Origin of the sequence: Salipiger sp. H15, from assembly GCF_040409955.1 — a bacterium.
In the GTDB taxonomy this organism is placed as follows: domain Bacteria; phylum Pseudomonadota; class Alphaproteobacteria; order Rhodobacterales; family Rhodobacteraceae; genus Salipiger.
Genome location: NZ_CP123387.1, coordinates 15,544 through 35,496, shown reverse-complemented (window position 1 = coordinate 35,496; position 19,953 = coordinate 15,544). Strand labels below are relative to the sequence as shown.

The 19,953-nt window shown below is 66.0% G+C and carries 17 protein-coding genes; 5 read left to right on the top strand and 12 right to left on the bottom strand.

The window, feature by feature from the left end; all coding sequences use genetic code 11:
• The first annotated feature begins 128 nt into the window (after window positions 1–128).
• The gene (locus PVT71_RS24730; protein ID WP_353476162.1) at window positions 129–1,277 is read left to right on the top strand and encodes a mandelate racemase family protein; all 1,149 of its coding nucleotides are present in this window, start codon (window positions 129–131) and stop codon (window positions 1,275–1,277) included.
• 37 nt (window positions 1,278–1,314) lie between these two features.
• Complete coding sequence (locus tag PVT71_RS24725; protein ID WP_353476161.1) at window positions 1,315–2,904, top strand: ABC transporter substrate-binding protein; 1,590 nt, start codon at window positions 1,315–1,317, stop codon at window positions 2,902–2,904.
• Between the two features lie 143 nt (window positions 2,905–3,047).
• On the opposite strand, the gene PVT71_RS24720 is transcribed toward PVT71_RS24725, so the two are convergent.
• The 4 genes from PVT71_RS24720 to PVT71_RS24705 are packed head-to-tail and all read right to left on the bottom strand — an operon-like array spanning window position 3,048 to window position 6,509.
• Window positions 3,048–3,794 (bottom strand): ABC transporter ATP-binding protein, encoded by a 747-nt coding sequence (locus PVT71_RS24720; RefSeq protein ID WP_353476160.1) that lies wholly within the window; start codon window positions 3,792–3,794, stop codon window positions 3,048–3,050.
• On the bottom strand, window positions 3,791–4,633 hold the full coding sequence (locus PVT71_RS24715; protein ID WP_353476159.1) for an ABC transporter ATP-binding protein: 843 nt from the start codon (window positions 4,631–4,633) through the stop codon (window positions 3,791–3,793). The genes PVT71_RS24720 and PVT71_RS24715 overlap by 4 nt, the downstream gene beginning before the upstream one ends.
• Before the next feature lie 5 nt (window positions 4,634–4,638).
• Window positions 4,639–5,541, bottom strand: a complete 903-nt coding sequence (locus PVT71_RS24710; protein WP_353476158.1) for an ABC transporter permease — start codon at window positions 5,539–5,541, stop codon at window positions 4,639–4,641.
• The gene (locus tag PVT71_RS24705) at window positions 5,538–6,509 is read right to left on the bottom strand and encodes an ABC transporter permease (RefSeq protein ID WP_353476281.1); all 972 of its coding nucleotides are present in this window, start codon (window positions 6,507–6,509) and stop codon (window positions 5,538–5,540) included. The genes PVT71_RS24710 and PVT71_RS24705 overlap by 4 nt, the downstream gene beginning before the upstream one ends.
• A 380-nt stretch (window positions 6,510–6,889) precedes the next feature.
• Here PVT71_RS24705 and PVT71_RS24700 point away from each other — a divergent pair, with 380 nt between their 5' ends.
• On the top strand, window positions 6,890–7,264 hold the full coding sequence (locus tag PVT71_RS24700) for a hypothetical protein (RefSeq protein ID WP_353476157.1): 375 nt from the start codon (window positions 6,890–6,892) through the stop codon (window positions 7,262–7,264).
• Window positions 7,265–7,317: 53 nt separating this feature from the next.
• Here PVT71_RS24700 and PVT71_RS24695 read toward each other — a convergent pair whose 3' ends face one another.
• The 7 genes from PVT71_RS24695 to PVT71_RS24665 are packed head-to-tail and all read right to left on the bottom strand — an operon-like array spanning window position 7,318 to window position 14,953.
• Window positions 7,318–8,676, bottom strand: a complete 1,359-nt coding sequence (locus PVT71_RS24695) for an LLM class flavin-dependent oxidoreductase (protein ID WP_353476156.1) — start codon at window positions 8,674–8,676, stop codon at window positions 7,318–7,320.
• 40 nt (window positions 8,677–8,716) lie between these two features.
• A complete protein-coding gene (locus PVT71_RS24690) occupies window positions 8,717–9,556 on the bottom strand; it encodes an MTAP family purine nucleoside phosphorylase (protein ID WP_353476155.1) in 840 nt (279 codons plus the stop codon).
• Complete coding sequence (locus tag PVT71_RS24685) at window positions 9,553–10,872, bottom strand: amidohydrolase (protein ID WP_353476154.1); 1,320 nt, start codon at window positions 10,870–10,872, stop codon at window positions 9,553–9,555. Before PVT71_RS24685 ends, PVT71_RS24690 begins: the two co-directional genes overlap by 4 nt.
• On the bottom strand, window positions 10,869–11,579 hold the full coding sequence (locus PVT71_RS24680) for an MBL fold metallo-hydrolase (protein WP_353476153.1): 711 nt from the start codon (window positions 11,577–11,579) through the stop codon (window positions 10,869–10,871). Before PVT71_RS24680 ends, PVT71_RS24685 begins: the two co-directional genes overlap by 4 nt.
• Before the next feature lie 3 nt (window positions 11,580–11,582).
• Entirely contained in the window at window positions 11,583–12,437 is an 855-nt protein-coding gene (locus PVT71_RS24675; protein ID WP_353476152.1) for an ABC transporter permease, read from the bottom strand.
• Window positions 12,434–13,414 carry an ABC transporter permease gene (locus tag PVT71_RS24670; RefSeq protein WP_353476151.1) on the bottom strand — a complete coding sequence of 327 codons (981 nt, stop codon included), beginning with the start codon at window positions 13,412–13,414 and terminating at the stop codon, window positions 12,434–12,436. Before PVT71_RS24670 ends, PVT71_RS24675 begins: the two co-directional genes overlap by 4 nt.
• 18 nt (window positions 13,415–13,432) lie before the next feature.
• Window positions 13,433–14,953: an ABC transporter substrate-binding protein gene (locus PVT71_RS24665; protein WP_353476150.1), complete on the bottom strand. Its 1,521-nt coding sequence runs from the start codon at window positions 14,951–14,953 to the stop codon at window positions 13,433–13,435.
• Window positions 14,954–15,301: 348 nt separating this feature from the next.
• Between PVT71_RS24665 and PVT71_RS24660 the strand changes: the two genes are divergently transcribed.
• Window positions 15,302–16,255, top strand: a complete 954-nt coding sequence (locus PVT71_RS24660) for a LysR substrate-binding domain-containing protein (protein ID WP_353476149.1) — start codon at window positions 15,302–15,304, stop codon at window positions 16,253–16,255.
• On the top strand, window positions 16,227–18,083 hold the full coding sequence (locus PVT71_RS24655; protein WP_353476148.1) for an ABC transporter ATP-binding protein: 1,857 nt from the start codon (window positions 16,227–16,229) through the stop codon (window positions 18,081–18,083). The genes PVT71_RS24660 and PVT71_RS24655 overlap by 29 nt, the downstream gene beginning before the upstream one ends.
• A gap of 254 nt (window positions 18,084–18,337) precedes the next feature.
• Here PVT71_RS24655 and PVT71_RS24650 read toward each other — a convergent pair whose 3' ends face one another.
• Window positions 18,338–19,867: a tannase/feruloyl esterase family alpha/beta hydrolase gene (locus PVT71_RS24650; RefSeq protein WP_353476147.1), complete on the bottom strand. Its 1,530-nt coding sequence runs from the start codon at window positions 19,865–19,867 to the stop codon at window positions 18,338–18,340.
• Window positions 19,868–19,953 lie beyond the last annotated feature (86 nt).

Sequence of the window (19,953 nt, the reverse complement as noted above, 5' to 3'; positions counted from 1 at the left end):
GGGACATGCGCGATGACGGACGCAGCGTCGCGCAAAACCCGTTGACCGGTTGCGCGGATATGTCATACCTTCCTGTTATACAGGTTAGCCGCAAGGTTCCCGGACCGCGCGGAGAGGAGGAGACCCCCGTGATCATCACCGACGTGTCCGTGCGCGTGTTCCGGCACAAGACCCGCCGCCATTCCGACAGCGCGGGCCACGCCCACCCCGGCCCCGAGCACGAGGTGCAGCAGGCCATCGTGACGATCCGCAGCGAGGACGGGGTCGAGGGCCATTCCTTCTGCCCGCCCGAGGTGGCCCGCCCGCATGTGATCGACAAGTTCGTGAAGAAGGTGCTGATCAGGCAGGACCACCGCGACCGCGAGCGGCTCTGGCAGGAGCTGGCACACTGGCAGCGTGGCTCGGCGGCGCAGCTGACCGACCGGACGCTGGCGGTGATCGACTGCGCGCTCTGGGACCTGGCGGGGCGCACGCTGAACCAGCCGGTCTACAAGCTGATCGGCGGCTACCGCGACAAGGTGCTGGCCTATGGCTCGATCATGTGCGGCGACGAGATCGAGGGCGGGCTCGCCACGCCCGAGGATTACGGCCGCTTCGCCGAGACGCTGGTGGCGCGCGGCTACAAGGGCATCAAGCTGCACACCTGGATGCCGCCCGTAAGCTGGGCGCCGGACGTGAAGATGGATCTGAAGGCCTGCGCCGCCGTGCGCGAGGCGGTCGGCCCCGACATCGCGCTGATGATCGACGCCTTCCACTGGTACAAGCGCACCGAGGCGCTGGAGCTCGGCCGCGGGCTGGAGAAGCTCGGGTTCGCCTGGATCGAGGAGCCGATGGACGAGCAGTCCATGTCCTCCTACCGCTGGCTCACCGAGAATCTCGACATCCCCGTGGTCGGCCCTGAAAGCGCCGCCGGCAAGCACTGGCACCGCGCCGAGTGGATCGCCTCGGGCGCCTGCGACATCCTGCGCACCGGGGTCAACGACGTCGGCGGCATCACCCCGGCGATGAAAACCATGCACCTCGCCGAGGCCTTCGGCATGGAATGCGAGGTGCATGGCAATACCGCGATGAACCTGCATGTCGTCGCCGCCTCGAAGAACTGCAAGTGGTACGAGCGCGGCCTTCTGCACCCGTTCCTCGAGTATGACGACGGGCTCGACTACCTCAACACGCTGTCCGACCCGATGGACCGCGACGGCTACGTCCATGTCCCGGACCGCCCCGGTCTGGGCGAGGACATCAATTTCAATCTCATCGAAAACAACCGCGTCTGCTGAACCGGCGCGGGTCTCTAGAGCTTTGGGAGGAGAACCTATGAGACATTTCCTGACGGGCGTGGCGCTTTCGGCACTGCTGGCGGGGGCGAGCCCTCTGCTCGCCGAGACGCCGGACGACCAGCTGATCGTCGCCTTCACCATGACCAACGTGCTGACCATGGACCCCGCCGCGATCACCGGCGGCGAGGCGGTGCAGGTGCTCAACAACGTCTACGACGCGCTGGTCGAGCTCGACCCCGAGAGCAAGGCGCTGATGCCGCGCCTCGCGGAAAGCTGGGAGGTCGGCGAGGACAACCTCAGCATCACCTTCCACCTGCGCCCGGATGCCACCTTCGCCTCGGGCAACCCGGTGACGGCGGCGGACGTGAAATACAGCTTCGACCGGGTGATGACGCTGGGCCAGGCGCAATCCTCGGGGCTCAATTCGCGCGGCTTCACCGCCGAACGGGTGGACGAGCAGTTCCAGGTGGTGGACGATCACACCTTCCGCATGGTGATGCCCGAGGCGGGCGATCCCAAGATGATCCTGATGTACATCTCGCAGGCGGGCATCGGCTCGATCCTCGACAGCAAGTTGGTCGAGGAACATGCGGGCGACGATCAGGGGCAGGCCTGGCTGACCAACAACTCGGCGGGCTCGGGGGCGTTCACGCTGGGCCAGTGGCGCGCCAATGAATACGTGATCCTGACCCGCAACGACGCATTCTGGGGCGAGGCCCCGGCGATGAAGCGGGTGCTGATGCGCCACCTGCCGGAGAGCCAGAGCCAGCGGCTGGGGCTGCAGCAGGGTGACATCGACGTCGGCTTCAGCCTTGCCGCACCCGACCTGCGCGCGCTCGAGGCGGATGGCAAGATCACCGTCGAGACCGAGCCGAGCGCCGGGTTCTACTACTTCGCCGCCTCGGTCGCCGACGAGAAATTCGCCAATCCCAAGGTGCGCGAGGCGCTGCGCTACCTCATCGACTACAAGGGGATCAACGGCGCGATCATGCCCTATTTCGGGGTCGAGCGGCAGCGGGTGATCAACTCCACCGCCTTCGGCGCCCTGCCCGATCCGGGCTACGCGCTGGACGTCGAGAAGGCCAAGGCGCTGCTCGCCGAGGCGGGCTTCCCCGACGGGTTCGACACCACGCTGCGGGTGATCTCGACGCAGGAATTCCTCGACAGCGCCACGGCGATCCAGGGCACGCTGGCGCAGGCGGGCATCAAGGCCGAGATCATCACCGGCGACGGCGGGCAGATCTACGGCGCGATGCGCGACCGGCAGTTCGAGCTGCTGGTCGGGCGCGGCGGCGGCGGCCAGCAGCCGCACCCCGACAGCAACCTGCGCGCGCTGGTCTACAACCCCGACAACAGCCAGGAGGCGGGGCTGACCAACTACCAGAGCTGGCGCACCTCCTACCAGGACGCCGAGCTGAACGGGCTGATCGAGACCGCGCTGGTCGAGCGCGACGCCGACGCGCAGATCGCCGAGTACCAGAAGATCCAGGAGCTGATCGACCAGAAGGTGACCTCGATCCAGCCGTTCTCGGAGCGGGTGGTGACCGCGGCCTTCCAGAACGATGTCTCGGGGGTGATCATCGACCCCTGGGTGTCGCGCTTCGAGGACGTGGTGAAGACCCGCTGAACGCGGCGACACCGGAAAGGCACAGGGCGCATCCCTCGGGGTGCGCCTTTCGCTTTGCCTTGCCGCGATCCCTCTCCCGCCCAAGGAAAAACCCCTCCCCGCCACACGGCGGGAAGGGGTCATCACCCTGACACCGAGTGAACTTACGCCGCGCCCTCGTAGGCGAGGCTCGCGGCGATCAGCTCCTGCGCGTAGGGGTGCCGGGCCGTGCCGTCCAAGATGGCCGCGCGCGGCAGCACCTCGACGATGTCGCCCGCCTTCATCACCGCGAAGCGCTCGCACATGTGGTCGATCACCGCCAGATCGTGGCTGACCATCACGCAGGTGAAGCCCTTCTCCTCGCGCAGCCGCGCCAGCAGGTTCAGGATCTCGGCCTGCACCGACACGTCCAGCGCCGAGGTCGGCTCGTCGAGCAGCAGCACCTCGGGCTCGAGGATCAGCGCGCGGGCGATCGCGACGCGCTGGCGCTGCCCGCCCGACAGCTGGTGCGGGTAGCGGTCGAGGAACTCGACCGGCAGCCCGACGTCGCGCATCGCCTGCGCCATGCGCCGCTCGGGCTCGTCCAGCTTGTGGATTCTCAGCGGCTCCGCCAGCGTGGTGCGCACCGAATGGCGCGGGTGCAGCGAGCCGTAGGGGTCCTGGAACACCATCTGCAGCGTGCGGCAGCGCTCCATCAGCCCCATCTCGCGGACCGGGCGGTCCCCGACAAGGACTTCGCCGCTCCACGAGCCGAGCAGCATCGACGCGCAGCGCAGCACCGTCGACTTGCCCGAGCCGCTTTCGCCGACGAGGCCGAAGCACTCGCCGGGCGCCACCTCGAAACTCACCTCGGGCAGGATCGTCACGGTACCGAAGCGGATCGACATCTTCTCGATGCGGAGCGGTTTCATGCGGGGGCCTCCATGGTCCAGGACGGGTCGCGCTGCAGCACCGGCAGCGGCGCGCGCGCGCCGCCGATGCGCGGCTGCGCGGCCAGCAGCCCGCGCGTGTAGGGATGGCTGGCACGGTCGAGGTCGCGCGCGTCCAGCGTCTCGACCACCCGGCCCGCGTACATGATCAGCACCCGGTCGCAGAAATTGCGCACGAGGTTGAGATCGTGGCTGATCATGATCAGCCCGATGCCGCGTTCCTTCACCAGGTCGTCGAGGATCTTCAGCACCAGCAGCCGCACCGTGACGTCGAGCGCCGAGGTCGGCTCGTCGGCGATCACCAGCTCGGGCCCGGTGAGCAGCATCATCGCGATCATGATGCGCTGGCCCATGCCGCCCGACACCTCGTGCGGATAGAGGTCATAGACCCGCTCGGGGTCGCGGATCTGCACCGCCGCCAGCATCTCCACCGCCTTGTCGCGCGCCGCGCGTTTCGAGCAGCGCACGTGGGTGCGGTAGGCCTCGGCCACCTGGTCGCCGCAGCGGCGGATCGGATTGAGCGAGTACTTGGGGTCCTGCAGGATCATCGACATGCGCGCGCCGCGCAGCTTCAGCATCTGCGCCTCGGAGGCGCGCAGCAGGTCGACCTCGCGGAAGCGCATCGTGTCGGCGGACATCTCGGCGTCGGGCAGCAGTTGCAGGATCGCGCGGCCGACGGTGGACTTGCCCGAGCCGCTCTCGCCGACGATGCCGAGCCGCTCGCGCCCGAGGGCGAAGCTGACGCCGCGCACCGCCGGCTCCACCGCGCCGGGATAGCGCAGCGAGAGGTTGCGAATGTCGAGGATGGGATCGCTGGTCATGGACGTCACCGCTTCATCATCTGTTTGGGGTCGAGCGCGTCGCGCAGCCCGTCGCCCAGCAGGTTGAAGGCGAGGCTCACCGACAGGATCGCGAGGCCCGGGAAGGTCACCAGCCACCAGCTGTCGATCATGTAGCGCCGCCCCGTGGCGATCATCGCGCCCCATTCCGGCATCGGCGGCTGCGCCCCGAGCCCGAGAAAGCCGAGTCCCGCCGCCGTCAGGATCACCGTGGCCATGTTCAGCGTCAGGCGGATCAGCACCGAGGGCAGGCACATGGGCACGATGCTCTTCCAGATGATCCGCGCCGGGCTCGCCCCCTGCAGCCGCGCCGCCGAGATGTAGTCGGCGTTGCGGAAGGTCATCGTCTCGGCCCGCGCCAGCCGCGCGATCGGCGGCCAGGCGGTGAGGGAGATGGCGATGATCGCGTTGTTGAGGCTCGGCCCCAGCGCCGCGACGAAGGCCAGCGACAGGATCAGCGACGGGAAGGACAGGAAGATGTCGGTCACCCGCATCAGCACCACGTCGGTCTTGCCGCCGAAATAGCCCGCCACCGTGCCCACCAGCAGCCCCAGCGGGCCGACGACGATCGTCACGAGGAAGATGATCGTCAGGGTGATGCGCGAGCCGTGAACCAGGCGCGAGAAGATGTCCCGCCCCAGCTCGTCGGTGCCGAAGAGATGCGCCGCGTCGGGCGGCGCCAGCGTGTTCGTGAGGTCCTGCAGGTAGGGATCATGCGTGGCGATGAGCGGCGCAAAGAGCGCGGTCAGGATCAGCACCGCCAGCACAATGAGGCCGAAGGCCGAGGTCGGCGTCTTCGCGAGGAAGCGCAGGATGTTCCCGGCGGCGATCAGCGATTGCGGCATCCGGCGGCGCGTCTCGGCCGCGGGAGTGGTCTCGGACATGGTCATCGGGTCCTCGGGTCGAAGATGCGGTAGAGCAGGTCGGACAGGATGTTCAGCGCGATGAAGATCACGCCGACGATCAGCACGCAGGTCATCACCGCGTTCATGTCGCCGATCAGCAGGTTGGAGGTCAGGTACTGGCCGAAGCCGGGCCAGGCGAAGACCGTCTCGATCAGCACCGCCCCCTCGAGCAGCGCGCCATAGGCCAGCGCCACGATGGTGACGAGCTGCACGCGGATGTTGCCGAAGGCATGGCGCCAGATGGTCTGGCGGCGGCTCAGCCCCTTGACCCGCGCGGTGGTCACGTATTCCTGCCCGAGCTGGTCGAGCATGAAGCTGCGGGTCATCCGGGTGATGTAGGCCGAGGAGGAATAGCCGAGCAGCGAGGCGGGCAGCACGATGTGGTTGAGCGCCGACCGGAACACGTCCCACTCGCCGGCCATGGCGCTGTCGATCAGCAGGAAGTTGCTGCGCTCGGGCACGAGGCCGATGTAGAACTGGCTCATCCGCCCCGAACCGCCGACCCAGCCGAGCGCGGCGTAGAAGATCAGCAGCCCGATCATCCCGGTCCAGAAGATCGGCATCGAGTGGCCCATCAGGCTGAAAATCCGGATCAGCTGGTCCTGCCAGCGGTCCTTCTTGACCGCCGCGAGCACGCCGAGCGGGATGCCGACCCCGGCGCCGAAGAGAATGGCAAAGGTCGCCAGCTCGATGGTCGCGGGCAACACGTGAACGATGTCCTGAAGCACCGGCTGGCCGGTGCGGATCGAGGTGCCGAAATTGAAGCTGGCCACGTCGCGCAGGTAGACGAAGAACTGCTCCCACATCGGCCGGTCGAGCCCGAGCTGGCGGTAGACAGTCTCGTAGACCTCGCGGGTCGCGTCCTCGCCGACGATGGCGCGGACCGGGTCGGTGGGCATGATGCGCCCGATCACGAAGGTCAGGATCAGCAGGCCGAAAAGCGTGACGAGGATCGAGCCCCCCCTGCCCGGCCAGCGCCGCCCATCGGCGGCGGGTGTCGTAGGTCATGCCAGCTCCTCCTCCTGATCCGGCACAGGGCGACAAGCGCCCATGATGTGAGACAAACCTGTTATACAGGATGGTGCTTGTCAAGGACACGATGGGAGTCCGTGCAATTTGTCTTCAATGCAGGACAGAGCGTCGCCACCCGGTATCCATCGCAGCCATTCCGGGGCATGTCAGCGACCGAGGCTAAGCCTCCTTTGAGTTCAGGCAGTTGCCGTGATGCCCCTCCTCATCGAGACGTTTTGTATGAACAACCTTTTCCGCCTGGCCGAAGCGCAGAAGACGCGGCGGCGGGGCCCTTCCTTCCGAAAATGCCCGGCCTGACAAGATGCTCTACAACCGCCGCAAGCGGTGGAGCGAGATGGGCGTGGTCGCCCGGATGTTCGAAGAGCGTCCATTCCGGCGCTGCATGACGGTGGGCCAGGTCAGCGGTTCCATCGGCGCCAAGCCTTCGCCGAGCATCCTTGACAAGATCATGATGAAGCGAGGTCCGTCGACATGTTTGGGACCCTGGGCAGGTCAGATCGCCTGCCACCGCGACCGCAAATGCGCGATGGTCGCGCCGGCGGGTCGGCGCATTCCATGGGCCAGCTCGCACCGGGCCCTGGCGCGAAAGCCCCCGAGCTCCTTCGCGGATTTCCCGCAAGGCAAGCGCGTTTCGCTGATATCCGGCGACATCACAGTGTACTTGCCGCCGGGCTGATGCGGCCCTTCTCGGGGGCAGGAGCCGTGACCGGCACGGCTCCTGTCGTTTTCTCAATTGACCGCGGTGGCGTAGGCGCTCGGTCTTTCGATGACACTTGGCGCCGCGGCGCCCAGATGCTCGCGCAGCGTCTTGCCCGTGTAGTCCTTCCGGAACAGCCCTCGGTCCTGAAGGATCGGCACAACCCGCTCGGTGAACTGGCGGATCGCTGTATGGGAGTGGGTTGGACACAGGTTGAAACCGTCGCAGGCACCGCCTTGGAACCACCTCTCGAGATCGTCGGCCACATCCTCGGCGGTCCCGACAATCTGGCGCAGACCGGCCCTGCCTGCGAGCCGCATGGACAGCTCGCGCGGCGTGAGACCTTCCGAGCGGCCGAGTTGCAGTGCTTTCTGGGCGTTGGACGTGGACCGGGGGGAGAGCGCGAAGCTCTCCGGGAACGGCGCGTCGAGATCGAGCTCATCGAGATCGCCTATCAGGTTGATGAGCCCCGCCATCGCCGCAAGCGGATGCACAAGCGCCTGAAGCTCGGCGAGCTGCGCCTCGGCCGCGGCGCGGGTGGCGCCGATCACGGGCTGCACACCGACCATCACCTTGATGCTGTCAGGGTCCCGGCCCATCTCGGCGGTGCGCTTCCGCAGGCGCGCCCGGAAATCGCGGGCGACTTCGATGTCGTAGTCGTTGGTGTAGACCAGATCCGCGTGGCGCGCGGCGATCTCGATCCCCGCAGGAGAGGCGCCGGCATGGACCACAACCGGACGCCCCTGTGGCGTACGGGAGCAGGTGAGCGGGCCACGGACGCTGAAGTGCTGCCCCCTGTGGTTGAGAACGTGAAGCTTGTCCTCGTCGTAGAACCGCCCGCTGTCCTTGTCGCGCAGGAAGGCGCCCGCTTCCCAGCTTTCCCAGAGACCTGCGACCACGTCCACGAATTCGGCGGCTCGCTCGTAGCGGGTCTCGCGGTCGAGGTGCTCGGCTCGATTGAAGTTCCAAGCCTCCTGCTCGGACCACGATGTCACGATGTTCCAGCCCGCACGACCGCCGCTGATGTGATCGAGCGAGGCAAAGCGGCGCGCGATATGGAATGGCTCGTTGTAGGTCGTGGAGGCGGTCGCGATCAGGCCGATATGCGAGGTCTGCGGCGCAAGCGCGGCAAGCAGTGTCGTCGGCTCGAACTCGACGTTCTCGTGCGAGGTCGCAAGCGAGCCCGGCGGCGTGTCGTCGGCACGGACGGCTAGGCCGTCGGCGAGGAAAACGAAGTCGAACTTCGCAGCCTCCGCCAGCCGTGCGCTTTCGACGAAGAAAGCAAGGTCTTCCTGCCCATCGGCCTGCACGTCGGGGTGTCTCCAGGCTGCAATGTGATATCCCAGTCGCCTCATCGAAAGGCCGAGGTGCATCCCTCTGATTTCCTCCATACCCGTCTCCTCCTCGCTGACAGTTCGGTTGTTGCGGTGATCACGCATCCGTCGGCGCCCTGCGCTTGAGCCACTCGGGCGCATCGCCATGAAATCCGCCGTTCAACGCGCTTGCGCAGGAGCAATTGCGCCGGGGGTCGTGGCTGCGCACGGCGGCAAGGATGGTTTCCTCGACCAGATCGTGCAGGCCGCCGGTGTAGTACTGCTCGTTCATGCTGCCGGGTCCGAAATGCACCACGGCAGGAGCCATGCCGGCACCGAAGTTGATCACCGGCGCGATCGAGGCGAAGCAGAGCTCGGCCTCCCGCGCAAAGATCACCTCCGGCACAAGCGGCGTGCCGACGATATCTCCTCCTTCGCGCTGGTACTGGCGGATCTCGGCGGGGGTCTCGAAGCGCGGGCCCTCGGTGCAAACGAAGACGCCGCGCTGGATCACCCGATCCGACAGCGCCGTCGCGGCCGCGATGAGCTCGGCCCGAAGATGCGGGCAGAAGGGCTCGGTGAAGTCCACCCGGACCCAGCAATCCGCTTCGTCGAAAAGCGACTGGGGGCGGGCCTTGGTCTTGTCGAGGAAATCATCGGGGACCACGATATCCCCCGGCCGGATCGCCGCGTTCACCGACCCGATCGCGTTCTGCGAGATGATGCTTTCTACCCCGAGCTCGCGCAGCGCCCAGATGTTTGCGCGGAAGTTGATCTTGTGGCTGGGGATCTTGAGATTGGGCCCATAGCGCAAGAGCACCGCGGCCTCGCGGCCACCGATCGTTCCGGTCAGCACCTCCGCGGCCCCGAAGGGGGTTGGCACGATGTGGGATCGCCGATCATGCAGAAGGTTTTCGGACGCGGCGCTCGTGATCAGGCCGATGGGGGCGTCAGTCATGGCTGGTTCCTTTCGGAGAGTGAGAAATGAGCACGCGCCTCGGCAAGAAGCGCTTCGCTGTCGACCCTGGCAAAGCGGCCGTTTTCGTAAATCGGATCGCCTGCCACGATGACCGCGCGCACCTGCGAAGGCCGCGCGTGGTAGACGAGATCCGAGACCACACGATCCTGCGTGAGTCCGAGCGGGTGGTGCAGGTCGAGCACCACGAGGTCAGCCTCCATGCCCGGCGCGAGGGTGCCTATGTCGGCACCCCACCCCAGGACGCGCGCGCCGCCCGAGGTGGCCATGGCAAAGGCCTGCTCGGCGTTCATGGCGAAACCGTCGAGCCGCGTCGCTCGCTGCAGCAGGACCGAGAGCTTCATTTCCTGGAAGAGGTCCAGGGCGTTGTTGGAGAGGCTGCTGTCGGTCCCCAGCCCGACCGGGATACCGCGCTCGAGAAAGGCTGGCACCGGGGCCACGCCGGAGGCGAGCTTGGCATTGCTGGTCGGGTTGTGCGCGACGCCGGCGCCGGATCCGGCGAGCACATCAAGGTCGCGCTCGGAAATCCACACGCAATGGGCAAGGATCGCGCCCGCGTCGAGCGCGCCGAGATCGTGCAGCCATTGCGTGGGCGACACGCCGTAGCGTTCCATGGTGATCTCGGTCTCGCGCCGGTTTTCCGCGAGATGGATGACGAAAGGCAGCCCGAGCGCATCTGCGGCACGCTTGACCTCGGTCACGAGCTCCGGCGTGCAGGAATAGGGCGAGTGCGCTCCGAGGTAGAACCGCACCCGCGCATCTCCCGCGTGCCGTGTCATCGCCTCTTCGGTCTCGATCCGGGCGAGCGGCCAGTTGGGCCGGCCCGTGCGCCGGTATTCCGGCGAGTTCGCGAGTGCCCCGCTGAGCGAGCGCATCCCGATGGCCGCGGCCTCGTCGGCAAACACCCCTGCCCCGTAGCGCGTGCAGTCACAGGCGGTCGTAATGCCGTTGCGGACCATTTCGAGGATCGCGAGCCGGCAAGACTGTCGGTTGTCGGAAACCGTGAGGTGCGACGTGTGCGGGGCAAGCGCGCCCGCCCATTCGAAGAGATCGCCGTCGTCGCAGCATCCGCGTTGCGCAGACAGGCCACCATGCGCATGCGTGTTGACCAGCCCGGGGATCACCACCCGGCCCCCGAGATCCTGCCGCTCGGTCGGGCGGGGCAGGCTCTCGGGCAGCTTCGCCGCATCACCGACCCAGGCGATTTTCGACCCTTCGATCAGCAATGCCCCGTCGGTGAAGAAGGGCCCTGCGGCACCGGTCAGGATTGCCGCGTTCTCCAGCAGGACGCGCTTCATAAGGTGAGCTCCATGCTGCTGCCGTTGATCGTGCAGGTGACGCTGGACCGCAGCGGCGCCAGCGGCTCGAGCTCGTCTTTCGCAACACGCAGCGGGACGTCGTGGCCGGGGACAACGACCTCAGCAAGGTCACGGATGCGTCGGATGCTCGCGCGCGCGGCAACGGGATCGCGCGCCATGTCGGACACGCCGCTTGCCAGCTCGCCCCGATGCTTGACCGCATCCTGCGCCAGCACGGTGCGCGCCTCGCCGCGGTCGAGCAGCAGCGAGATGTGCCCCTCGCAATGGCCCGGCGTGCGAAGAATTCGGACGCCGGGCCAGAGCTCGGGCTCGTCTCTCAGCATGGCAACGGGCATCGCGCCCAGCATCTGCCGGACAAGGAAGATCGGCATGGCAGGGTCCTGCGGCCCGTAGCGCTCGAATGCATCGAGAAGATCTTCGTGCAACAGGAGCCGCGCGTTAGGGAAGCACTCGGCATTCGCGATGTGATCGAAATGCAGGTGCGACGGCAGGATCGCCGCGATTTCCTCGGGATCGAGCCCGCGCTCCCGGAGCGCGGCCATGAGCCCAGGGCGATCGTTGTGGGCGCCGGTGTCGAACAGCACCGGCCCCTCGGGCGTATGCAGCAGGCTTACCGTGCTCCAGCCAAGGTAACCGCGCGAGATGGACCCGGGAAAGCCGCTCAGCAGAATCTCGTATCCGGCCATCGGTCAGCCCTCCATCTGCCGCAGGCGCGGATCGAGCATGTCGCGCAGCCGGTCGCCCACGAGGTTGATGGCGATAACGGTCACGAAGATGGCAATCCCGGGGAAGGTGGCGACCCACCAGGCATGGGAGATGTAGTCGCGCCCATCGGCAATCATCGTGCCCCAGGTCGGGGTCGAATTCGGCACGCCGAGGCCGAGGAAGCTCAGCGAGGATTCAAAGAGGATCATCTTGGCAACCAGCAGGCTGGAGATCACGATGACAGTGGACATGACGTTGGGCAGCAGGTGGCGCAGCAGGATCCGCGTCGCGCCAAGGCCCAGCGTCTGCGCAGCCTGCACGAATTCGCGCTCGCGCAGTGCCAGCGCCTCGGCCCGGACGACGCGGGTGTACTGGACCCAGTTGGTCAGCCCGAGAATGACGATGATGTTGAAGAGGCTCGAGCCCACGACAGCGGCCACCGCCAGCGCCAGCACGAGGAACGGGATGGCGAGTTGCACATCGGTCACGGCCATGAGGACGCGCCCGGCAATGCGCGGCTCGTACCCCGCAAGCAGTCCCATCGCCACGCCCAGAAGCCCCGCGATGACCACCGAAGCGGCCCCGACGAGCAGAGAGATCCGGGCGCCGTAGAGAAGGCGGCTCAGGATGTCGCGGCCAAGCGCGTCGGTGCCCAGAAGGTGCAGCCCGTCGCGACCCTCCCACATGGGGGGCTTGAGGCGCATGAGGATATTCTGCGCCTGGGGGTCGTAGGGGGCCAGAACCGCCGCGAAGAGGGCGCAGAGGATGATCGCCACCAGCAGCAGCAGGCCGAGCCCGGCGAGGCGGCTTTCGAGGAAACGTCGGAGTGCGAGGATCATTTGGTCCGCAGCCTCGGGTCGAGCAGACCGTAGGAGAGGTCCACGAGCAGGTTGATGACGACAATCGTCACCGCGATGAGCAGCACGAAGGCCTGCACCACGGCGAAATCGCGGGTCGCGATGGCCTGGATTGCAAGACGTCCGATGCCGGGATAGGCAAAGACTTCCTCGGTAATCACCGCCCCGCCAAGCAGCGCGCCGACCTGCAGGCCGATGACAGTCAGCGTCGGGATCGCGGCGTTGCGAAGCGCATGCCGGAACACGATCCGCGCCTCGCTGACGCCCTTGCCTCTGGCGGTGCGCACGTAATCCGACTGCAGGGCCTCGATCATCGACGAGCGAAGAAGCCGCGTGATGATCGCCGTCGAGTAGGTTGCCAGCACGATGGCAGGCATCACCAGATGTTCGATCCCGCCCCGTCCTGATGGCGGCAGCCACCGCAGGTTTTCCGAGAACAGCAGGATCAGCATGATTGCCAGCCAGAACGCCGGAAAGCTCTGCCCGATCAACGAGACCAGAAGGCTGGCGCGGTCGATCACCGAGCCGCGGTTGGTGGCGGCAAGGATGGCGAGCGGGATCGAGATGACGATCGACAGCAGAAGCGCGGCCCCCGAAAGCGCCAGCGTCGCGGGCACGCGCTCCAGGACGAGCTGCATGGCGGGCTGGTCATAGCGCATGGAGTTGCCGAAATCACCCTGCACCGCGCGCATGAGGAAGTCTGCATATTGCACGTGCAGCGGTTGGTCGAAGCCCATCAGGGTGCGAAAGCGGGCGATCTCTTCGAGGCTCGCCTCGGGCGGAAGGAAGAGGGTGGTCGGATCTCCGCCGATCCTGACCAGGAAGAACACCGCTACCGAGACGCCGAGAACGACGGCGCAGGCGTAGAGGATCCGGATGGCAATGTGGGTGAGCATGTCGGTGGGAAATCCGGCGGGCAGTTTCAGTGAGGGGGGGCCGGCCGCGCGGCGCTGGTCCACGCGGCCGGACGGAGGCGATCAGTTCGCGAAGCTGGCGCCCCGCAGGTCGATCATGCCGTCCCCACGCGGGGTCCAGACAAGCGCGCGGTCCATGGCATAGATCAGCGGCGGCTGGATCATCGGCACGTGGGGCGCCTCTTCCTTGATGATCGCGGCGGCCTTCCCGTAAATCTCGAGCCGCTCGTCGGAGTCGAGCGTCGCGGCGCCCGCATCCAGCAGTTCATCGAGTTCGGGGTTGCTGTAGTAGCTCTGGTAGAGGCCCGATTTCAGCAGCGGATACCACACGAGGTTCGGATCGCGGCCGCTCCAGCCCGGGAAGATGATGCCCTCGCGGCCTTTCTTCTCGGAGATCTGGCCCCAGACACCCGGCTCGACGAACTCGATCTCGGCGGTGATGCCAACTTCGGCGAGGAAGCCCGCGGCGGCCTGCACGATCTCGGCGTCCTTGAGGAAGCGCCCCTGCCGAGACATCATCTTGATGGTGAACCCGTCCGGGTAGCCGGCCTCTGCCAGAAGCGCGCGGGCCTTGTCGGGATCGTAGGCATAGGGCTCCCAGCTGTCGTCGTAGCCGAAGGCGTTGGTGGGCAGGGTCAGCGCGATGCGCTGGCCAAGACCGCCAAGCAGAGCCTCCTGGATGGCTTCGACGTCGATGGCGTGGTTGATCGCCTGACGCACGAGCTTGTTCTGCAGCGGCGTCTCGCGCGTGGTGTCGAGCACGAAGAAATAAAGGAAGTCAGAGGGCACGACTTCGATCTTGGTGTCCCCGGCGTCGAGCGCCTCGACATCCTCGGGCGGGATGTCCGCTGCAAGGTCGATGCCGCCGCTTCGCAGCTCGGCGATGCGGGTGCGCGTCTCCTTGATCGGGCGGAACACGGCGGTCTGGATCTCGGGTGCCTCGCCCCAGTAGTCGGGGTTCGCCTCGAGCACGACCTGCTCGTCCTTCTTCCATTCGACAAAGCGGTAGGGTCCGGTGCCGATCGGATGCGCGGCGATCAGCGCTCCGCCTTCTTCCGCCGCGTATTTCGGCGGCACGATCATCGTGGGAAAGGACGCCTCGTAGAGCGAGAACAGCATTGTCGGATAGGGCTCGGCGGTCTTGATGTCGACGGTATAGGGATCGACGACCTCGACGCTCGTGATGGCCGAGATGCGGGAGGCATAGGGTGCCTTGAACTCGGGGTCGAGCGCTCGGTCGAAGGTGAACTTGACGGCCTCGGCGTTGAAGGGCTCGCCGTTCTGGAAGCTGACCCCCTCGCGCAGCGTGAAGCGCCAAGTTCGCGGGTCGGGATTGCTCCAGGAGGTCGCAAGCGATCCGACCAGCTCGCCATCCGGCCCCATGGTCACGAGCGTGTCATAGACCTGGAAGAGGATGTTGGCCGTAGGAAATGCGGAGTGCTTTGCGGGATCCATCGAATACGCATCGATCTGCTGGGCGATCACGATGCTGGTGCCGTGGTCCTGCGCAAAAGCGGGGAGTGCGCTCAGGGCAGTCGTTGCCAGGGCCGCGGCCAGCAGGCCACGGCGAAAAATCTTGATCATGGGTCCGTCCTTGTTGGTCGCGGTTCTTTATACTGGGAGGCCGCAGCGCCCATCAGCCCTTCCTGCAGAACGTCGGCCAAATGATGGCCGGTCCTGCGTTGGACAGCATGACGCTCTTCGCCTCGTGTCCCGTCGCGACACATGCCACGGTCAGGGACAGCCCGAGACTGTTGCAGGTTCCTGAAAACCTAAATAGCAATTTTTGTGAGAACAGTTTTGACAGATACGAGGTGTCCGTATCTGCAAGTTTGAACCAACCTCGAGAGCGGTCGTCAGCGGCACCCTAATGCGCTGCCATTCACATGTCGACTACTTTTCGGGCGACGGGCTCGTAAAGGTGATCCACAAATGAGCGGCGAGCGAAAACCCATCGTGAACAAGTTCCAGGACATGCTCTGTTTCGTGACGGTCGCGGAACTTGGCAGCTTCACCGCTGCCAGCCGGCGTCTGCTGGTGTCCTCCGCGGCGGTGACGAAATACGTGCAGCGCCTCGAGGATCACCTCGGCGTCCAGCTGCTGGTCCGATCGACGCGGCAGATGCATCTCAGCGAGGCCGGCGAAGCCTATTTCGAGCGCTGCAAACTCATCCTCGCCGAGGTCGAGGCTGCCGAGGACCTGATCATGGAGAACGCCGCAGGCGCCAGTGGAACGATTCATGTCGCCATGCCCCCGGCCTTTGCGCGGCGCACTTTCCTGCCTGCCCTGCCCGAGTTCCAACGCCGCTATCCCAACGTCTCGGTCGATCTCGCGCTCAAGGGCAAGACCTCGAACCCCATCGAGAACGGATACGATCTCGTCGTCCATTCGGGGCGCCTGCCGGATTCACGGCTGATGAACCGCATTCTCGTCCGAGGCCCGCAGAAGACGGTGGCCTCGCCGGCGTATCTCCGCGAGCATGGAACGCCGCGCAGCCCCGATGATCTTGGCGCGCACAACTGCATCATCGGTGCTTTCGGACCGCACTGGTCCTTCCGCGACGTGCGCGGGGACGAGAGCGTTGTGCGGGTCAGCGGCAATCTGACCACCGACAGCGGGGACATTCTTAGAACCGCCGCGCTGGAAGGGATCGGAATCAGCCAGGCTACCTGGTGGCTCTTCGACGACGATATCCGCTCCGGCGCGCTCGTGCCGGTGCTGCCGGATTTCGAGACCGAGGCCGAGCCGATCTCGATCGTCTTTCCGGCGCAAAAGACGACCCCCGCGAAGGTTCGCGCCCTTGCGGATTTTCTCATTGACCTCACCAAGGCGAAACTTCGAAGCACGGATGAAACGCATGATGACCTCGACCGCCGTTTCCACTGAGTCCCACGCGGCCGCGACCCCGGTTCTTCGGGTCGACGATCTCTCGGTCGCCTTCCGCACGGATGGATCCTGGAATGAAGTCGTGCGCGGGGTCTCCTTCGACATCGCGCCGCGCGAGACCCTGGCCATCGTGGGCGAGAGCGGATCGGGCAAGAGCGTGACCTCGCTTGCCTTGATGCGTCTGCTACCGCCGCGCATCGCGCGGGTCACCGGGACCATATGTCTGGACGGGCAGCGGATCGACACCCTCTCCAACCGCGAGATGCGGCAGGTGCGCGGAAGTGGCATGGCGATGATCTACCAAGAGCCGATGACCAGCCTCAACCCGATGTTCACCGTCGGCGACCAGGTGGCAGAGGCGGTGCGCGCGCATAACGGCGCGATCCAGGGCAACACCCTTCGGCGTGAGGTGCTGGCCCTTTTGGACCAGGTGCGCATTCCCTCGGCGCAAAGACGGCTCGACGAATACCCGCACCAGTTCTCGGGCGGGATGCGCCAGAGAGTCGTGATCGCCATGGCGCTCGCGAGCCGGCCGAGCCTGCTCATCGCCGACGAACCGACGACGGCGCTCGACGTCACGATCCAAGGCCAAATTCTCGATCTCGTGAAGGATCTGCAGGCCGAGAACGACATGGGCGTGCTCTTCATCACCCACGACATGGGGGTGGTCGCCGAAATGGCCGACCGCACGCTGGTCATGTACCGCGGAGACCTACTTGAACAGGCTCCGACGCCCGAGATCTTTTCCCGCCCGAGTACGCCCTACACCCGTGCGCTGCTGGCATCGGTGCCGGTTCTGGGCTCGATGACGGATGAGCCCTCCCCGCGCCCGTTCCCGCGCGTCGACATGAAAAGCGGGGCGATCCGGATTTCGGACCCGATCCCCGACACAGTGCGCCACGACACCACGCCGGTGCTCGAACTTCGCAACCTCACGACCCGTTTCGACGTGCGCCGAGGCGCCTTTGCCCGGCTCCGCGAACGGGTGCACGCGGTCGAGAACGTCTCGTTCAGCATCCTGCCCGGCGAGACACTGTCGCTTGTGGGCGAGAGCGGTTGCGGCAAGTCCTCGATCGGCAAGTCCATTCTGCAACTCGCCGTGCCGACCTCGGGTGAGATCTTGTTCGAGGGTCGCAAGATCGATCGCAAGGACCCTGCGAGCCTCAAGCAACTCCGGCGCAAGGCACAGATGATCTTCCAGGATCCGTTCGGCAGCCTGAACCCGCGCATGCGCATCGGCGACGCCATCGCCGAGCCATTCCTGGCGCATGGGCTCGGCTCCCGCGCCGAAGCCCGCGACAAGGTCACCGAACTTCTTGATGCCGTGGGGCTCGACCCTGCCCTCTCGGTACGTTTTCCGCACGAATTCTCGGGCGGCCAGCGGCAGCGGATTTCCATCGCAAGGGCACTGGTGCTCGAGCCACAGCTGATCGTCGCGGACGAAAGCGTCTCGGCTTTGGATGTGTCGGTCCAGGCGCAGGTGGTGAACCTGATGATGGCCCTGCAGCAGAAACTGGGGCTCTCCTACCTCTTCATCTCGCACGACATGGCCGTGGTCGAACGCATCAGCCACCGCATCGCGGTGATGTACCTGGGCGAAATCGTCGAAATCGGTCCCCGTGCCAAAGTGCTTGCAGACCCCCGCCACCCGTACACGCAGAAGCTGATCCAAGCTATTCCCGTGGCAGATCCTTCACGACGCCATGCGCGGCGCTCCGGGCTGTCAGGCGAGATCAAGACGCCGGTCAGGCCCCTCGACTTCGTTCCACCCGTTCGCACTTATGACGAGGTGAGCGCGGGTCATTTCGTGATGCGCCGGGAAAACTGAAAAGCGCGGCTCGTGCTCCGTGCAACCGCGCGCATCTCAAGATGTCCCGGCTCAAACAGGTCGCCGCGGCGGAGCCAAATTTCGCGCGACCACGTGTCCGATCAAATGCCAAGTGAGGTGCGGCCCAAGCGCCCCTCAATATCGAGACCATCTCTTGTAGGGTCGGATTGTGATCATCGTATCTGATCTCCAGGCGTGTTCATGGTACTCGCCGACAGGTTGGGCGTGCCGGACCTGTGGTCCGGCACAACGTGCTACTCTTGGCAGCCCCAACTTTCGGTGGCTGGCTCCCAGGTGACGTAACCCGGAAAGGCGCACAAAGGACGCTCCCGCGACGGCGTGCCGCCACTCACCGAGCGATGGTCCGGCGCACTCCCGTCTTCGACCCACGCCATGAGCATATCGAGGCCCGGGAAGACGTGCGGGCCGGAGCCCGTCCGGTCGTGCCGGACGCCGGTCAGCAGGAAGAGGCGCGCAAAGCTCCCGGTTTCTGCGCCATAGCGGTTCTGGACGGTCTCGAACCAGCGGGTCGTGTCTACGGCCGAGATCCCGCTGTCGCCCATGCCATGCACCACGATCAGCCTTCCGCCCGCGCCCTTGAACGCGTCAAGATCGGCGGAAGCGGCGTCGGTGAACTGCGCGGCGGCGTTCATGGAGACGGGATCCGTGTCGAAGTCGAAGCCGTAGACGTCGAAATCCGGATCCGGCGGGTCGCGGAAGACATTGTGCATCGAGGTGTTCCGCGCCTTGCGGCCATTGTTCGGGAACGCGTCCGCATCGCCGATGTGCCAGCCCATGAAGTCCGAGCCCGCATCATAGGCGAAGGGTACGTAGAGTTCTTCGCCCGCGGAGTTGACCGGGCCCTCGTGGATCAGGGTGAAGGCGTCGATCTGGTCCCGTGACAGGCACTCTTCCGTTGCGCCATCGCGGCACTCCAGCGCGGAAAAGTCGGGACTGCAGAGCCTTGCGCTGTCGACCACACCGTCCTTCAGGCCATCAAGCTCATCGCATTGGGCGGTGATCTCGCGCGTCAGCAAGGCGAAATCGGCATCGTCGAGGAACTGGGTGAAGATCGGCTTCCCGGCGGCGTCCTTCGGCGCCCGCTCTGCGAGCACACGCACGCTCCAGGCCCCCGCCACATGTCCGCGGGTCTGCTGTCTGATCGGATTCTGCGCCAGGATGCCATCAAACTGGTTGGGATGCCTTAGCGCGAAGATGAGTCCCTGCCGTCCGCCGTTGGAGTTGCCCATGAAATAGGAATATCGGGGCCAGATCCCGTAGGCCGCCTGCAGCAGGGCCTTGGACACGGTGGCAGTCAGGTCGATGGCGTTGTATCCCCAATCGACCCGCGCCTTCGGCTCGAGCCCGAAGCTGGTGTCCGCACGATCGCCAAGGTTGTGCCCCGCATCGGTGGACACCACCGCGAAGCCGAGTGTGAGTGCCTGAGGATGGCCGATCGTGTTCACCCCGACCGCGGGCCTGATCGAGCCGTCGGTGCCGCCTCCGCCCTGGAAGTAGAACCGCTCGTTCCACGCAACCGGCATGCGCAGCTCGAAGCCGGTGGCGTAGCGCTTGCCGTCACTGCCGACGCGCTCCTCTAGATAGCCCTCCACGCGGCAGTGGTCCGGCAAGGCCGTCTCGTCGATCGTCGCGCCGCTGAGGAACTCCGCGACCTCGATGCGCAGATCGGGGTAGGCGAATTCTGCAAGCGCGCTGCAGGTGTCCTCGCTCATTTCGGCCGACGCCGCCGAGGCCAGCGCCGTGGCCGCCGTGATCAATGCCACTGGCAGTATTCTCATCCTGGAATGTCTCATCCCGTCTCCTCCTGGGAAGCTCATGCTGCATGCGATTTCTTGTGATGCCCGTCCCG

Coding starts and splice junctions, on each gene's coding strand:
- PVT71_RS24685 (WP_353476154.1), bottom strand. CDS start 10,872: ATGAAGCGCGTCCTGCTGGAGAACGCGGCAATCCTGACCGGTGCCGCA.
- PVT71_RS24700 (WP_353476157.1), top strand. CDS start 6,890: ATGCTCTACAACCGCCGCAAGCGGTGGAGCGAGATGGGCGTGGTCGCC.
- PVT71_RS24680 (WP_353476153.1), bottom strand. CDS start 11,579: ATGGCCGGATACGAGATTCTGCTGAGCGGCTTTCCCGGGTCCATCTCG.
- PVT71_RS24660 (WP_353476149.1), top strand. CDS start 15,302: ATGAGCGGCGAGCGAAAACCCATCGTGAACAAGTTCCAGGACATGCTC.
- PVT71_RS24655 (WP_353476148.1), top strand. CDS start 16,227: ATGATGACCTCGACCGCCGTTTCCACTGAGTCCCACGCGGCCGCGACC.
- PVT71_RS24720 (WP_353476160.1), bottom strand. CDS start 3,794: ATGAAACCGCTCCGCATCGAGAAGATGTCGATCCGCTTCGGTACCGTG.
- PVT71_RS24675 (WP_353476152.1), bottom strand. CDS start 12,437: ATGATCCTCGCACTCCGACGTTTCCTCGAAAGCCGCCTCGCCGGGCTC.
- PVT71_RS24690 (WP_353476155.1), bottom strand. CDS start 9,556: ATGACTGACGCCCCCATCGGCCTGATCACGAGCGCCGCGTCCGAAAAC.
- PVT71_RS24710 (WP_353476158.1), bottom strand. CDS start 5,541: ATGACCATGTCCGAGACCACTCCCGCGGCCGAGACGCGCCGCCGGATG.
- PVT71_RS24665 (WP_353476150.1), bottom strand. CDS start 14,953: ATGATCAAGATTTTTCGCCGTGGCCTGCTGGCCGCGGCCCTGGCAACG.
- PVT71_RS24695 (WP_353476156.1), bottom strand. CDS start 8,676: ATGGAGGAAATCAGAGGGATGCACCTCGGCCTTTCGATGAGGCGACTG.
- PVT71_RS24725 (WP_353476161.1), top strand. CDS start 1,315: ATGAGACATTTCCTGACGGGCGTGGCGCTTTCGGCACTGCTGGCGGGG.
- PVT71_RS24715 (WP_353476159.1), bottom strand. CDS start 4,633: ATGACCAGCGATCCCATCCTCGACATTCGCAACCTCTCGCTGCGCTAT.